Here is a 13,554-nt window from a genome sequence, read left to right as displayed (position 1 = left end):
CCTTGTGGACATGACAGATCAGACTCGCGCAAAGAAGGGACGCCGTAAGAGGCGTAGTGCGAGCCAGCTGTTCCTCGCGGCGCTCGTCGTGTTCGGCATCATCGCCAGTGTGTTGTTGCTCTTCACCGAGAGCGTGCAGTGGATGAGAGTCGGTGTTCTCTCGGCGCTGTGGGCTGCGGTGATCGGTGCGTTCGCGATGACCAAGTACCGGCGTGAGGCGGCCGCAGATCAAACCAAGGCCAAGGACCTGCAGACGGTCTACGAGCTGCAGTTGGCTCGGGAGATCTCGGCGCGACGCGAGTACGAGATGAGCGTCGAAGCGCGGGTTCGTGGCGAATCGCAGCTCGAGATCGACGAGGTCGCAGCTCTGCGCAACGAACTCGCTGCCCTTCGCCAGAATCTCCAGGTGCTCTTCGACGGCAATCTGCCCACCGAACGTGTCGCACTGCGGGCCGAAGCGATGAGGATGCAAGAACTCGGCGGACGCGGATACGACAGCTACCAGCCTGCGCCGTCCGGCCTGTACGTCCCCGGTCGCGGGAACGGCAACGGTGCGATGGCACCGGGAACCGGCCTCAACGGTGTCGGAACGCCCTACGACGAGCCGGTCACGGCCGAGACCTCGGTGGTGTACCCCGAGGATCCGGACGAGATGCCGCAGGCCACAGCCTCCGCACCGGCGGCGGCCGCCGAAGCGGATCAGGATCGGTACGCCGAGGATTCGTTCGCGGAAACGAGCTACGACACCGAGTCCTCCGATGCGGACTCGTTCGAGCGAACCGGGGCGCAGGCACGTCCTTACGGCGCACCGAGGCCTGCGGGGCGCGTCACTCCGCCCAGCTCGCCTTTCACCGCATACGACTTCGAGCAGACGCGTCGACCCGTTGCCGAGCCGGAACCGGCGGCGGAGCCCGAGCCACAGGTCGAGGAAGAGACGTACGAGACCGGACACGCGGACGTCGATGCGGCCGGTTCGTATTCCACGGAGTCGTTTTCCACGCAGTCGTTTGCCGCGGAGCCGGCCCAGCAGTACGAGACCGAGCCTGCAGCGGAACCGAGCGACGACGCCTTCTCTGCCTCGCGCGCCTCGTTGCGTGAATCGGCCGACGCGTTCTTCACGGCCGATCAGGACTACGAGACACCGGCCGAGGACACTGCCGTCTCGTCCCGGCGAGGTCGTAGGCGCGCGGAATCGGCCGACGACGAGGACGCGTCGGGCGCACACTCGAACGGTCGATCGGTTGCCGAGATCATGGCCGGTCTGCAAGGCGGTGGGTCCGGTGATGCGGCCGTGACCGATCCGGGTACACGTCGCCGTCGTCGTCGCGCAGACTGAGAACCAGATCACACAGCTCTCCCATGGCCTGCGAGTGGTCGCGGTCGCTATTGTTCCGTGCAGGACGTCTGGTACCCGCCGAGCGGGACTGGAACGAACGAGAGGAATTTTTCGGTGACCTTTTCCGGCACCGGTGGTCTGTCGCCGGCTCGCCTGACGGTTGGTGTCGTCTCGGCGGGACGGGTCGGTACCGCATTCGGTGAGGCGCTCGAACGCGTCGGGCATGTCGTCGTCGGTGCTGCCGCGGTGTCCGATGCGTCCCTCGCGCGAGTGCGTGAGCGACTTCCCGAGTCCCAGGTTCTGCCCGTCGACGAGGTTGCTCGTCGCGCAGAGCTGCTCGTTCTGGCCGTACCGGACAGCGAGTTGGCGTCGATCGTCGCGGGCCTGGCGTCCACCGGGGCGGTTGCACCGGGAAAGTTGGTGGTGCACACCTCCGGCGCGAACGGGATTTCGGTGCTCGAGCCCCTGGCTGCCCTCGGTGCCGTGCCGTTGGCCATCCATCCGGCGATGACGTTCAGCGGCGGAGTCGAGGACACCGACCGGATGACGGCGGCGTGTTTCGGCATCACTGCAGGCGACGAGATCGGCTATGCGGTGGCGCAGGCTCTCGTCCTCGAGATCGGCGGCGAGCCGGTGCACGTGCCCGAGAACAACCGAGCGCTCTACCACGCCGCGCTCGCTCATGGCAGCAATCACCTCGTCACTCTGGTGGTCGACGCGGTCGAAGCGCTCCGGGTTGCCTTGGCGGGACCAGGTTTTCCCGGTTCGGACTCCGAACGTGGTGTACCCGAGCGGGTTCTGGCTCCACTGCTCGAAGCTGCGCTGGACAACGCGTTGCGCAACGGCCAGTCGGCGCTCACCGGACCGGTGGCTCGCGGCGACACCGCTGCAGTCGGCAAGCATCTCGACGTACTCGAATCCGTGGATGCGCGGATCGCAGCCGGATACCGCGCCCTGTCGTTGCGCTCGGCGCAGCGCATCGGTGCCAAGGCAGACCTGATCGAACTTCTGGAAGGGAATCGATGACCCTCGCGGGCAGCTACACCAAGGGACAGTTGACGGTTCACCACGATCCCGCGGTGATCACGTCGGTGTCGAAAGCGCTGCGAGGCGTCGGGAAGCAGGTTGCTCTGGTCCCGACGATGGGCGCGCTGCACGCCGGGCACCTGCAGTTGGTGCGGCAGGCCAAGCTCACCGGTGCCGTGGTGATCGTGTCGATCTTCGTCAACCCGTTGCAGTTCGGTGTGGGTGAGGACCTCGATTCCTACCCACGGACTCTCGACGCCGATGTCGCGCTGCTGCGTGCGGAGGGCGTCGAACTGGTCTTCGCGCCGTCGGCTTCGGACATGTATCCGTCAGGTCCGCGCACCACGGTCAATCCCGGACCGCTCGGCGCTGAACTCGAAGGACGCAGCAGACCAACGCATTTCGCCGGAATGCTCACCGTCGTGGCCAAGCTGCTGCAGATCGCGGCTCCCCATCGCGCGTACTTCGGGGAGAAGGACTACCAGCAACTGACGTTGATCCGACAGATGGTGCGCGATCTGAACTTCGACGTCGCGGTCATCGGGGTGCCGACGGTTCGCGAGCAGGACGGCCTCGCACTGTCCTCGCGTAACCGATATCTCGATGCCGAGCAGCGCGACGCGGCGATGGCATTGTCGGCCGCGCTGGTGGCCGGGGCGCACGCTGCGGCGGGCGGTCCCGAGGCCATCATCGCCACCGCGCGTGCCGTCCTCGACGAGGCACCGCTGGTGCAGGTCGACTACCTGGAGGTACGCGACCCGCATCTCGGCCCCGCTCCCGAACGTGGAGACGGAAGACTGCTCGTGGCCGCCAAGGTGGGCACCACGAGATTGATCGACAACGTCGGTGTCGCCGTCGGCACCGGTTTCCTCGAGTACCCCGACGACCCGAAGAGCTGAGGGCACAGCATGTTTCGAACGATGATGAAGTCCAAGATCCATCGCGCCACCGTCACGCATGCAGATCTGCATTACGTGGGCTCGGTGACCGTCGACCAGGATCTGATGGAGGCAGCCGATCTGCTCGAAGGCGAGCAGGTCACCATCGTCGACATCGACAACGGTGCTCGTTTGGAAACCTACGTCATCACCGGCCAGCGCGGCAGCGGTGTCATCGGAATCAACGGAGCCGCAGCGCATCTGGTGAACCCGGGCGATCTGGTCATTCTGATCGCCTACGGGGTGATGAACGAGCAGGAGGTTGCCGACTATGCGCCGCGGGTGGTGTTCGTCGACGAGAAGAACCGTCCGGTCGAACTCGGCAGCGACCCGGCCCATGCGCCTGCGGGCTCGGGTCTGATCACGCCGCGCGATCTGCGGGCCGATTCCGTGCTGGTCTGATTCGATGCTCCTCGCGATCGATGTGCGCAACACCAGCACCGTGGTCGGTCTGTTCACCGGCACCGGTGACCACTCGAAGCTGCTGCGGGACTGGCGCATTCGAACCGACCCGCATGTGACGGCCGACGAGCTGGCTCTGATGTTGCGCGGTCTGCTGGGTGAGGACGCCGAACGGATCACCGGAGTCACTGCGCTGTCCACCGTGCCGTCGGTGCTGCGGGAGATGCGGACGATGCTCGCGCGCTACTGGGACCATGTGGTGCACGTGATGGTCGAACCCGGTGTGCGGACCGGCGTGCCGTTGCTGGTCGACAACCCCAAAGAGGTCGGTGCCGATCGCATCGTCAATACCCTTGCCGCACACGACCTGTACGGCTCGGCATGCATCGTGGTGGACTTCGGTACCACCACCTGCGTCGACGTCGTCTCGGCCAAGGGCGAATTCCTGGGCGGTGCCATCGCTCCCGGACTGGAGATGTCGGCGTCGGCCATGTCGACTCGCACGGCCACGTTGCGCGAGGTGGAGATGGTTCGGCCTCGTTCGGTGCTGGGCAAGAACACCGTCGAATGCATCCAGTCGGGCACCATCTTCGGGTTCGCGGGACTGGTGGACGGCCTCGTCGGGCGAATTCGACGCGAGGTTCCCGAGGTGACCGGAACGGATGTCGCGATCATCGGCACCGGCGACATCGCCGCGCTGATCCTGCCCGAGTCGACCACCATCGAGCACCACGAACCCGACCTGACCCTCGAGGGGCTCCGCTTGGTCTACGAACGCAACATGGCAAAACGACGTCCGCGCTGAGTGTTTCGGTGGTGTGGGGTAGCGCATCGGGCGGTCGTGTGTCAGAATCGTCGGCGTGATGACGTGCATGGCCACCCAGGAGTGTTGTCGAGGCTGAACCCTGCCTCGTTCGTAACACACCCCTGGAGTAGAGCTTCATGCTTTCCACACCTGTAATTTCTGCACCCTCCCGTACCCGATTGTCCTCGCGTTCGGTCTCGACGCTGCCGACTCGGTTGCGTCCACCCGACCTGCTGCGCATCACCGACCAGGGCGCATCCGACGTCCTCGAGGGCCGCTTCGACCACCTGCTTCCCGATGGCGGCCGCTGGCCGACCGACGAGCGCTGGGCCGCCAGGCTGCATTCCGACGACGATCTCGACGTCTGGCTGATCAGTTGGGTTCCCGATCGTTCCACCGAACTGCACGACCATGCGGGCTCGCTCGGCGCGCTGACCGTTCTGAGTGGCTCGCTACTCGAATATCGTTGGGCTGGAACAGGACTGAAGCAGCGTCGTCTCGACGCCGGTGATCAGGCGTCGTTCCCGCTCGGGTGGGTGCACGACGTGATGCACGATCCGACGTCGGCTACGACCGGGCCCACCCTCAGCGTGCACGCCTACTCGCCGCCGCTGACGGCGATGTCCTACTACGAAGTGACCGAACGGTCCACGCTGCGTCGTACCCGCAGCGAGCTCACCGACGCACCCGAAAAGGCCACGCTGTGACCATCCAGACCATGACCATCGTCGAAATGCTCGAATCCGCGCGCGAGACCATCGATCGCATGACCGTCTTCGAGCTGCGCGACGCCGTCGCCCGCGGAGCCGTCGTCGTCGACATCCGCCCGCAGGCGCAGCGCGCCGTCGAGGGGACCCTGCCCGGAGCGCTCGCGATCGAACGCAACGTCCTCGAATGGCGTCTGGACCCGACGAGCGATGCGCGCCTGGCGATCGCCGTCGATCACGACGTGGAGTGGGTCGTCATCTGCTCGGAGGGCTACACCTCCTCGCTCGCGGCCGCGTCGCTCAAGCTGCTGGGTCTGCACAAGGCCACCGATCTGGTCGGCGGCTACCAGGCCCTGAAAACGGCTGGATTGCTCGGGGTGTTGACGCAGGCCAAGCACTGCGTTCGTGAAGCCGAGGCCGTCGCAGCGCACTGATCGTCCTGACAGTCCTGGACTGTAAAGTGTCTGCGCGTGAGTGATACAGCTTCTACCCAGCCGGCCGACGACACCCCGGAGCAGCTACGGATTCGTCGCGCCAAGCGCGCTTCGTTGCTCGAGCGCGGGGTCGAGGCGTACCCGGTATCGGTTCCGCGGACCCATTCGCTGCTCGAGATCCGAACCGAATTCCCCGAGCTCGAACCCGATACGACGACCGGCTTGATCGTCGGAGTCGTCGGCCGCGTCATCTTCGTGCGCAACACCGGCAAGCTGTGCTTCGCGACGCTGCAGGAGGGTGACGGCACTCAACTGCAGGCGATGATCAGCCTGGCCGGCGTCGGCGAGGACGCTCTGGCGCAGTGGAAGTCCGATGTCGATCTCGGGGACTTCGTCTTCGTGCACGGCGAGGTCATCAGCTCCCGTCGCGGCGAGCTGTCCGTCATGGCCGACGCCTGGCAGATCGCGTCGAAGTCGTTGCGGCCGTTGCCCGTCGCGCACAAGGAGCTCAACGAGGAGACGCGCATCCGGCAGCGTTACCTGGACCTGATCACCAACCCGGTCTCACGAGTGACCGCCCGCAAGCGCATCGCCGTCGTTCGTGAACTGCGCAACGCACTCGAACGTCGTGGCTTTCTCGAGGTCGAGACGCCGATGCTGCAGACGCTGCACGGCGGCGCGGCTGCCCGACCGTTCGTCACCCACTCGAACGCGATGGACACCGACCTCTACCTCCGCATCGCACCGGAGCTGTTCCTCAAGCGCTGCGTCGTCGGCGGCATCGAGAAGGTCTTCGAGATCAACCGCAACTTCCGCAACGAAGGTGCCGACTCCTCCCACTCGCCGGAATTCGCGATGCTCGAGACGTACGAGGCCTACGGCACGTACGACGATTCGGCGAAGATGACCCGTGAGCTGGTCCAGGAAGTGGCCATGGCCGCCCTCGGATCCACGGTCGTGACGCTGCCCGACGGCACCACCTACGACCTCGGCGGCGACTGGGAGACGCTCGAGATGTACCCGTCGCTGTCGGAATCGCTCGGATTCGACGTCACTCCCGACACCACCGTCGACGAACTGCTCGCGATCGCCGACAAGGTGGGCGTCGAGGTGCCGCGCAAGGACGGCGTCCCGATCTACGGCCACGGCAAGCTCGTCGAGGAGCTGTGGGAACACCAGGTGGGCGACGCGTTGACCGAGCCCACGTTCGTCCGCGATTTCCCGGTCGAGACGTCCCCGCTGACGCGTCAGCACCGCAGCAAGCCCGGCGTCACCGAGAAGTGGGACCTGTACGTCCGTGGGTTCGAGCTGGCCACCGGCTACTCCGAGCTGGTCGATCCGATCATTCAGCGCGAGCGTTTCGAGGATCAGGCGCGTCAGGCCGCCGCCGGCGACGACGAGGCCATGGTGCTCGACGAGGACTTCCTCGCCGCGATGGAGCAGGGCATGCCGCCGACCACCGGAACCGGCATGGGCATCGACCGTTTGCTGATGGCGCTGACCGGCCTCGGCATCCGCGAAACGATCCTGTTTCCGATCGTCAAGCCGTCCCAGACCTGATCGGACGGTAAAGGACTGTTCGCCAGCAGCGGACAGCCGATGGGAAACGTTTTGCATAGTGCCTGCGTTATGAACAGTAAGCAGCCACGGAAGTCCGTTCGAGTGGGCGGTTGCGCAGCATTTCAGGGGTGGAGGGTCGGCGTTCGTAACGTCGGCCAACTACAGTGAGAAGCAGTCTTACCTTCGAATGCACAAGCGACCGCAGTGTTATGGACACTGCAGCGCTAGAAGAACTGGCGGGCGAGCAACCACCCGCCAAGAAGTGAGGGAGAGCGATGTTCGAGAGGTTCACCGATCGCGCGCGGCGTGTTGTCGTCCTGGCTCAAGAAGAAGCCCGGATGCTCAACCACAACTACATCGGCACGGAGCACATTCTGCTCGGCCTCATCCACGAGGGCGAAGGCGTCGCAGCCAAGTCTCTCGAGTCGCTGGGCATCTCCCTCGAAGGAGTACGCAGCCAGGTAGAGGAAATCATCGGCCAGGGCCAGCAGGCTCCGTCCGGTCACATTCCGTTCACCCCGCGCGCCAAGAAAGTACTCGAGCTCAGCCTGCGTGAAGCACTGCAGCTCGGCCACAACTACATCGGCACCGAGCACATTCTGCTGGGACTGATCCGCGAAGGCGAAGGCGTCGCAGCTCAGGTCCTGGTCAAGCTCGGAGCCGACCTCAACCGCGTGCGCCAGCAGGTCATCCAGCTGCTCTCGGGCTACCAGGGCAAGGAGCCCAGCGAGTCCGGCAGTGGCCGCGGCGAGGCGGGCACCCCGTCGACGTCGCTGGTCCTCGACCAGTTCGGTCGCAACCTGACGCAGGCCGCGCTCGAGGGCAAGCTCGACCCGGTCATCGGTCGCGCGAAGGAAATCGAGCGCGTCATGCAGGTGCTCTCGCGTCGTACCAAGAACAACCCCGTCCTCATCGGTGAGCCCGGTGTCGGTAAGACCGCAGTCGTCGAGGGCCTCGCGCAGGCCATCGTCAACGGCGAGGTTCCCGAAACGCTCAAGGACAAGCAGCTCTACACCCTCGACCTCGGCTCGCTCGTGGCCGGCAGCCGTTACCGCGGTGACTTCGAGGAGCGCCTGAAGAAGGTGCTCAAGGAGATCAACACCCGCGGCGACATCATCCTGTTCATCGACGAGCTGCACACGCTCGTCGGCGCAGGTGCCGCCGAAGGTGCCATCGACGCAGCGTCGATCCTCAAGCCGAAGCTGGCTCGTGGCGAACTGCAGACCATCGGTGCCACCACCCTCGACGAGTACCGCAAGTACATCGAGAAGGACGCCGCCCTCGAGCGTCGTTTCCAGCCCGTCCAGGTGGGCGAGCCGACCGTCGAGCACACGATCGAGATCCTCAAGGGTCTGCGCGATCGCTACGAGGCGCACCACCGCGTCTCGATCACCGACGGTGCCCTCGTCGCGGCCGCCACGTTGGCCGACCGGTACATCAACGATCGGTTCCTGCCCGACAAGGCAATCGACCTCATCGACGAGGCGGGCGCGCGGATGCGCATCCGCCGGATGACCGCGCCGCCAGACCTGCGTGAGTTCGACGACAAGATCGCCGACGCACGCCGGGAGAAGGAATCGGCCATCGACGCACAGGACTTCGAGAAGGCTGCGAACCTGCGCGACAAGGAGAAGACCCTCGTCGGTCAGCGTGCCGAGCGCGAGAAGCAGTGGCGCTCGGGCGACCTCGACGTCATTGCCGAGGTGGACGACGAGCAGATCGCCGAGGTTCTGGGCAACTGGACCGGCATCCCCGTCTTCAAGCTCACCGAGGAGGAGACCACTCGTCTGCTTCGCATGGAAGACGAGCTGCACAAGCGGATCATCGGCCAGGTCGAGGCAGTCAAGGCCGTCTCCAAGGCGATCCGTCGTACCCGTGCAGGTCTGAAGGACCCGAAGCGTCCGTCGGGCTCGTTCATCTTCGCCGGCCCGTCCGGTGTCGGTAAGACCGAGCTGTCGAAGGCTCTCGCGAACTTCCTCTTCGGCGAGGACGATGCACTGATCCAGATCGACATGGGCGAGTTCCACGACCGCTTCACCGCGTCGCGTCTGTTCGGTGCTCCTCCCGGATACGTCGGCTACGAAGAGGGTGGCCAGCTCACCGAGAAGGTCCGCCGCAAGCCGTTCTCCGTCGTGCTCTTCGACGAGATCGAGAAGGCCCACTCGGAGATCTACAACACGCTGCTCCAGGTCCTGGAAGACGGTCGTTTGACCGACGGACAGGGACGCACGGTCGACTTCAAGAACACCGTGCTGATCTTCACCTCGAACCTCGGTACCGCAGACATCTCGAAGGCAGTGGGCCTCGGCTTCTCCTCGGGTGAAGGCACCGGCTCGAACTACGAGCGGATGAAGCTCAAGGTCAACGACGAGCTGAAGAAGCATTTCCGCCCCGAGTTCCTGAACCGTATCGACGACATCGTCGTGTTCCACCAGCTCACGCGAGACGAGATCATCCAGATGGTCGATCTCATGCTCAACCGTGTCGAAGGTGCGCTCAAGAACAAGGACATGGCGATCGAGGTCACCGAGAAGGCCAAGTCGTTGCTGGCCAAGCGCGGATTCGACCCCGTCCTGGGTGCGCGGCCACTGCGTCGCACCATCCAGCGCGAGATCGAGGACGCGTTGTCGGAGAAGATCCTCTTCGGCGAGATCGAAGCCGGCCAGATCATCCTGGTCGACGTCGAGAACTGGGACGGCGAAGGCGCAGGCGAGGACGCGAAGTTCACGTTCCGCGGCGAGAAGAAAGCCATCATCGTCCCCGACGAGGTCCCGGTCGACCTGGCCAAGGCTACCGGAGACAGCGACAGCGAGTAAGTTTCACCAATCCCAACCAACGGGCGATCCTCTTCGGAGGGTCGCCCGTTGTCGTGTGCCCGCCCGTCGCGTGTTCGCTCACCGTTCGCGCGTCCCCCGTTCGCGTCAATGGACCCTTGCACTGCCCAGACGTATGCAACGGTCCATTCACGCAGGTAGTGGTCGGGCGTGAATGGACCGTTGCACCGCTCAGACGTGTGCAGTGGTCCATTGACGGAAGACCCGAGCGCCGAGGGCAACAGCGATCACAGCAAGTTCGGCGAGCAGGATCCAGAACAGCAGCGCGATGTCAGGAGCCCAGCGGGCCAGGGTCGAGATCGGTGCTCCGGCGAGTGCGGGCAGTGAGTAGTACAGCAGTCCGCCTGCGCCGAGGGCAGTCAGAACACGCGCGAGTGCCCATCGTCCGGGAGCGGCTCCGAATCCGAGCAGGGTTCTCGCGGCACATATCGCCAACAACATCGCGAGTGCAGTCGATCCGATCAGGGCTATCTCGTAGAGACCGAGTCCGGCGGCGCGGGGTTCGTCGATACCGAGTCGGGTGAGTACGAGGGAGCGGGCCGCGGAGGCAAGGTTGTCGGCATCGAGTTCGCCGTATCGGTTGGTCGCGAACACCACAGCCAGGTGTCGTTCCGGAACGAGTGCGACGTGAGTGAAATAGCCAGGGACCGCGCCGGAATGCCATCGCATCTCGGTACCGTCGGGCAGCGTTTCGACGTACCACCCGTATCCGTACGCCGTGCCCGAACCCGTCGGCACCGTATCCGAACTGTTCGACGCCGGAGCGGCCAGTTGCCTGGATGCATAGCGGGAGAGCTCGTCGATGGATCCGCTCAGATAGCCGTAGCCCAATCCCGCGGAGTCGATGCCGGTGTCGATGCTGCGGGGGAAGGTGAAGAACGGTACGTGGCCGGGTGTGACGGCACCGGCAGTGTGCATTCCGGTCTCGCGGGCGACGACGTCGGCGAAGGGTTCGGCGGTGACCTTCTCGACGATCGCCTGCAGCAGTTGGTAATTGAGGCTCGAGTAGCGGAAGGTGCCGCGGTCGCCGACGGTGACGTCCAGGGTGGGGACGACGTCGAGCGCTCGCTCGAAACGTCCCCACACGTCCAGTTCGGATACCTCGTGGGGGAGTCCACTGGTGTGGTGGATCAGGTCGTCGATCGTGACATCGCCGGGGACGATCGAATCGACCTCCGGGAGAATCGAATTCACGGTTCTACTCAGATCGAGACGATGTTGCGAGGCGAGGGAGTACACCGTCGCCGCCGTCACCGACTTCGATACCGAACCCCACACGAACGGCGTGCTCTCGTCGATCGGCACCCCGTCCCCGTCCACCCCGTACTCGACGTCCTCCAACACCTCGTCCTCGGAGACGACGCGGAACGCAACCCCCGGCAACCCGAGTTCCTCGGCGACAACCTGGATGTCCGACGCCATGCCGGGATCCGGTGGGGTGGGGGAGCCCGCAGTAAGGACTGCTGCAACGGTGAGCAGGGCGTGGACGATGCGCATGGTTGGAGTGAACCAACCTCATCGTGGCCGACGCCTCGGTGATCACCCTGATTTCACACCTGAGATCAGCTCCTGCCCATCGGGTCGTTCCTGCAGGCTCCACTCCTGGCTATCGGGTCGTTCCTGCAGGCTCCACTCCTGCCTATCGGGTCGTTCCCGCAGGCTCCACTCCTGCCTACCGGGTCGTTCCTGCAGGCTCCACTCCTGCGTGAATCAGCCCGGCGATCCAGGGCATCACGTCGGAGTAGGCCGCGAGAGCTCCGGGCAGGTGGTTCGCGCCCTCGACCGGTATGGCCGGGAGGTCGTATTCGCGGTAGGTGATGTCGGCACCCAGATCGCTCCAGCGTCGAAGCAGGGTGCGGCTCTGCTCGATCGGCACGGTGTCGTCCTCGACTGCGTGCGAGAGGTACACCGGCATGACAGGGGCGATGCGCCCGACGGTGTTGGTCTCGATGATGTCGGCCAGAACCGGGTTGCTCAGTTGATCGTCGAGGGGTCGTCCGTCGCGGGTCAGTTCGGTCGTGCGCACTGTCGCGGCGGCCGCGGGGTCGGTGGTACACCAGTTCTGTGCGGCGTCGAGTGCGGCGATTCCGTCGGAGTCGAAGAGGCTGCGGATGCTGTCCGCCCGATCCGGGTAGGCATTGATCATTCCATCGACGGCGAAGAGCACGGCGCTGCCGAGGCCGGTGTTGTCGAGTGTGTCGATGTTGAGCGTCGGATCTGCCGGTGGCGCACCGACATACGCTGCCCGGATGCTGAGCTCCGGGGCATAGGTGGCGGCGAGTTCGGCAGCGGCCCCCGACGCGAATCCGCCTTCCGAGTAACCGAACAACACCACGGGGGCGTCATCGTCTGCGGTTCTGGCGGCGTCGAGCAGAGCTCGGCCCGAGGCGATTCGGTTGAGGTACGTGTGTCCGCCTGGGGTGCCCAGGCCCTGGTAATCGGTTGCGACGACGCGATATCCGGCGAGCAGAAGCGGCAGGATGGCCGGTGACGAGCCGACTGTCCCGAGAACTACCGAACCGGCGCAGCGGTCCGCCATCCCGGAAGTGCCGGGCGCATAGGCGATCACCGGCCGCGGTCCGGGGCCGGTCCACGGAGCCGTGGGTGTCATCGAATAGCCGGAGACGACCATGGGGTCATCGTGGGTGTCGGTGGAGCTATAGAGAATGCGTTCGATGTCGAATCCGAGTCCGAACCCCTTGGGTGAGTTGACCGGCCGGGTTCGGAGCACCTCGCCGGGCGGCGCGGTGCCGACCGTCGCCACCGGCGCGTCGTAGAAGTCCGTCAGAGGGCCTGCCTCGGCCGTCGGCGTCGAGAATCCGACGATCGACAGCATCGCGATTGCCGCGATCGTCGCCGTGCGTGAGAACTTTTTCGTTTGTCGCACCCGTCGTGTCGACATCCTCGCACTCGGTAGCCCGGTCACCCCGCTGACGTTAGCCTGAGAAACAGGCCTACACAGGGTCGACAACGAAAGGATTCGGTTCGATGCCAACTCGCACCTCACGCACAGCTTGGAACGGAACGCTGGAACAGGGTTCCGGTCAGGTGGAGCTGTCCAGTTCCGGCGCAGCGACTTTCGATGTGTCGTTTCCCAAGCGCGCCGCCGAGAACTCAGACGGCACCACCAGTCCCGAGGAACTGATCGCCGCGGCTCATTCGAGCTGCTACGCGATGCAGTTGTCGGCTTTGATAGCGGAGGCGGGCGGCACCCCGCAGAGCCTCGAGGTCACCGCCGATGTCTCGCTGGGGCCCGACGAGCCGGGTTTCAAGCTGACCGGCATCAAGCTGACCGTGCGGGGCGAGGTCGAGGGTCTCGACGCCGACGGCTTCGCGAAAGCAGCTCAGGCGGCAAAAGAAACTTGTCCTGTCAGCAAGGCTCTCACCGGCGTGGACATCACACTGGACGCGGCTCTCGAGGGCTGAACGGACAAATCGCCCGAAGTGAGACTGGCGAACAATCGTCAGGTTTGAAATAGTTCGTTTCTCGACCCATCTGCAGGGTGGGTCAG

The 13,554-nt window shown here is 65.1% G+C and carries 12 protein-coding genes; 10 read left to right on the top strand and 2 right to left on the bottom strand.

The annotated features are described in order from the left end of the window. Positions 1-10 precede the first annotated feature (10 nt). From QM590_RS18335 to QM590_RS18295, 9 genes are all read left to right on the top strand, one after another. Positions 11-1,336 carry a DUF6779 domain-containing protein gene (locus QM590_RS18335; RefSeq protein ID WP_269595902.1) on the top strand — a complete coding sequence of 442 codons (1,326 nt, stop codon included), beginning with the start codon at positions 11-13 and terminating at the stop codon, positions 1,334-1,336. A 114-nt stretch (positions 1,337-1,450) separates the two neighbouring features. After that, positions 1,451-2,362: a Rossmann-like and DUF2520 domain-containing protein gene (locus QM590_RS18330; protein WP_149406459.1), complete on the top strand. Its 912-nt coding sequence runs from the start codon at positions 1,451-1,453 to the stop codon at positions 2,360-2,362. Beyond that, positions 2,359-3,261 carry a pantoate--beta-alanine ligase gene (panC, locus tag QM590_RS18325; protein WP_269595901.1) on the top strand — a complete coding sequence of 301 codons (903 nt, stop codon included), beginning with the start codon at positions 2,359-2,361 and terminating at the stop codon, positions 3,259-3,261. The genes QM590_RS18330 and panC overlap by 4 nt, the downstream gene beginning before the upstream one ends. Positions 3,262-3,270: 9 nt before the next feature. After that, the gene (gene panD / locus QM590_RS18320; protein ID WP_068053679.1) at positions 3,271-3,702 is read left to right on the top strand and encodes an aspartate 1-decarboxylase; all 432 of its coding nucleotides are present in this window, start codon (positions 3,271-3,273) and stop codon (positions 3,700-3,702) included. Positions 3,703-3,706: 4 nt separating this feature from the next. After that, a complete protein-coding gene (locus tag QM590_RS18315; protein WP_269595900.1) occupies positions 3,707-4,507 on the top strand; it encodes a type III pantothenate kinase in 801 nt (266 codons plus the stop codon). 137 nt (positions 4,508-4,644) lie between these two features. Beyond that, positions 4,645-5,214, top strand: coding sequence for a cysteine dioxygenase (locus QM590_RS18310; RefSeq protein ID WP_269595899.1), 570 nt, complete (start codon positions 4,645-4,647; stop codon positions 5,212-5,214). An 11-nt stretch (positions 5,215-5,225) separates the two neighbouring features. After that, a complete protein-coding gene (locus QM590_RS18305) occupies positions 5,226-5,648 on the top strand; it encodes a rhodanese-like domain-containing protein (RefSeq protein WP_149406462.1) in 423 nt (140 codons plus the stop codon). A 36-nt stretch (positions 5,649-5,684) separates the two neighbouring features. Next, entirely contained in the window at positions 5,685-7,208 is a 1,524-nt protein-coding gene (lysS, locus tag QM590_RS18300) for a lysine--tRNA ligase (RefSeq protein ID WP_269595898.1), read from the top strand. A 275-nt stretch (positions 7,209-7,483) separates the two neighbouring features. Beyond that, entirely contained in the window at positions 7,484-10,024 is a 2,541-nt protein-coding gene (locus QM590_RS18295) for an ATP-dependent Clp protease ATP-binding subunit (protein ID WP_094640916.1), read from the top strand. A 189-nt stretch (positions 10,025-10,213) separates the two neighbouring features. Here the strand turns inward: QM590_RS18295 and QM590_RS18290 are convergent, their stop codons facing one another. Then, positions 10,214-11,539, bottom strand: coding sequence for a serine hydrolase domain-containing protein (locus tag QM590_RS18290; RefSeq protein WP_269595897.1), 1,326 nt, complete (start codon positions 11,537-11,539; stop codon positions 10,214-10,216). Positions 11,540-11,714: 175 nt separating this feature from the next. Next, positions 11,715-12,929: a lipase family protein gene (locus tag QM590_RS18285; RefSeq protein ID WP_269595896.1), complete on the bottom strand. Its 1,215-nt coding sequence runs from the start codon at positions 12,927-12,929 to the stop codon at positions 11,715-11,717. A 101-nt stretch (positions 12,930-13,030) separates the two neighbouring features. On the opposite strand from QM590_RS18285, the gene QM590_RS18280 reads away from it, so the two are divergent. Further along, positions 13,031-13,468: an OsmC family protein gene (locus tag QM590_RS18280; RefSeq protein WP_269595895.1), complete on the top strand. Its 438-nt coding sequence runs from the start codon at positions 13,031-13,033 to the stop codon at positions 13,466-13,468. The last annotated feature ends 86 nt before the right edge of the window (positions 13,469-13,554 follow it).

It is taken from the genome of Rhodococcus sp. IEGM 1372 (assembly GCF_030056835.1).
In the GTDB taxonomy this organism is placed as follows: domain Bacteria; phylum Actinomycetota; class Actinomycetes; order Mycobacteriales; family Mycobacteriaceae; genus Rhodococcoides.
This window is presented reverse-complemented; position numbering and strand designations above follow the sequence as displayed.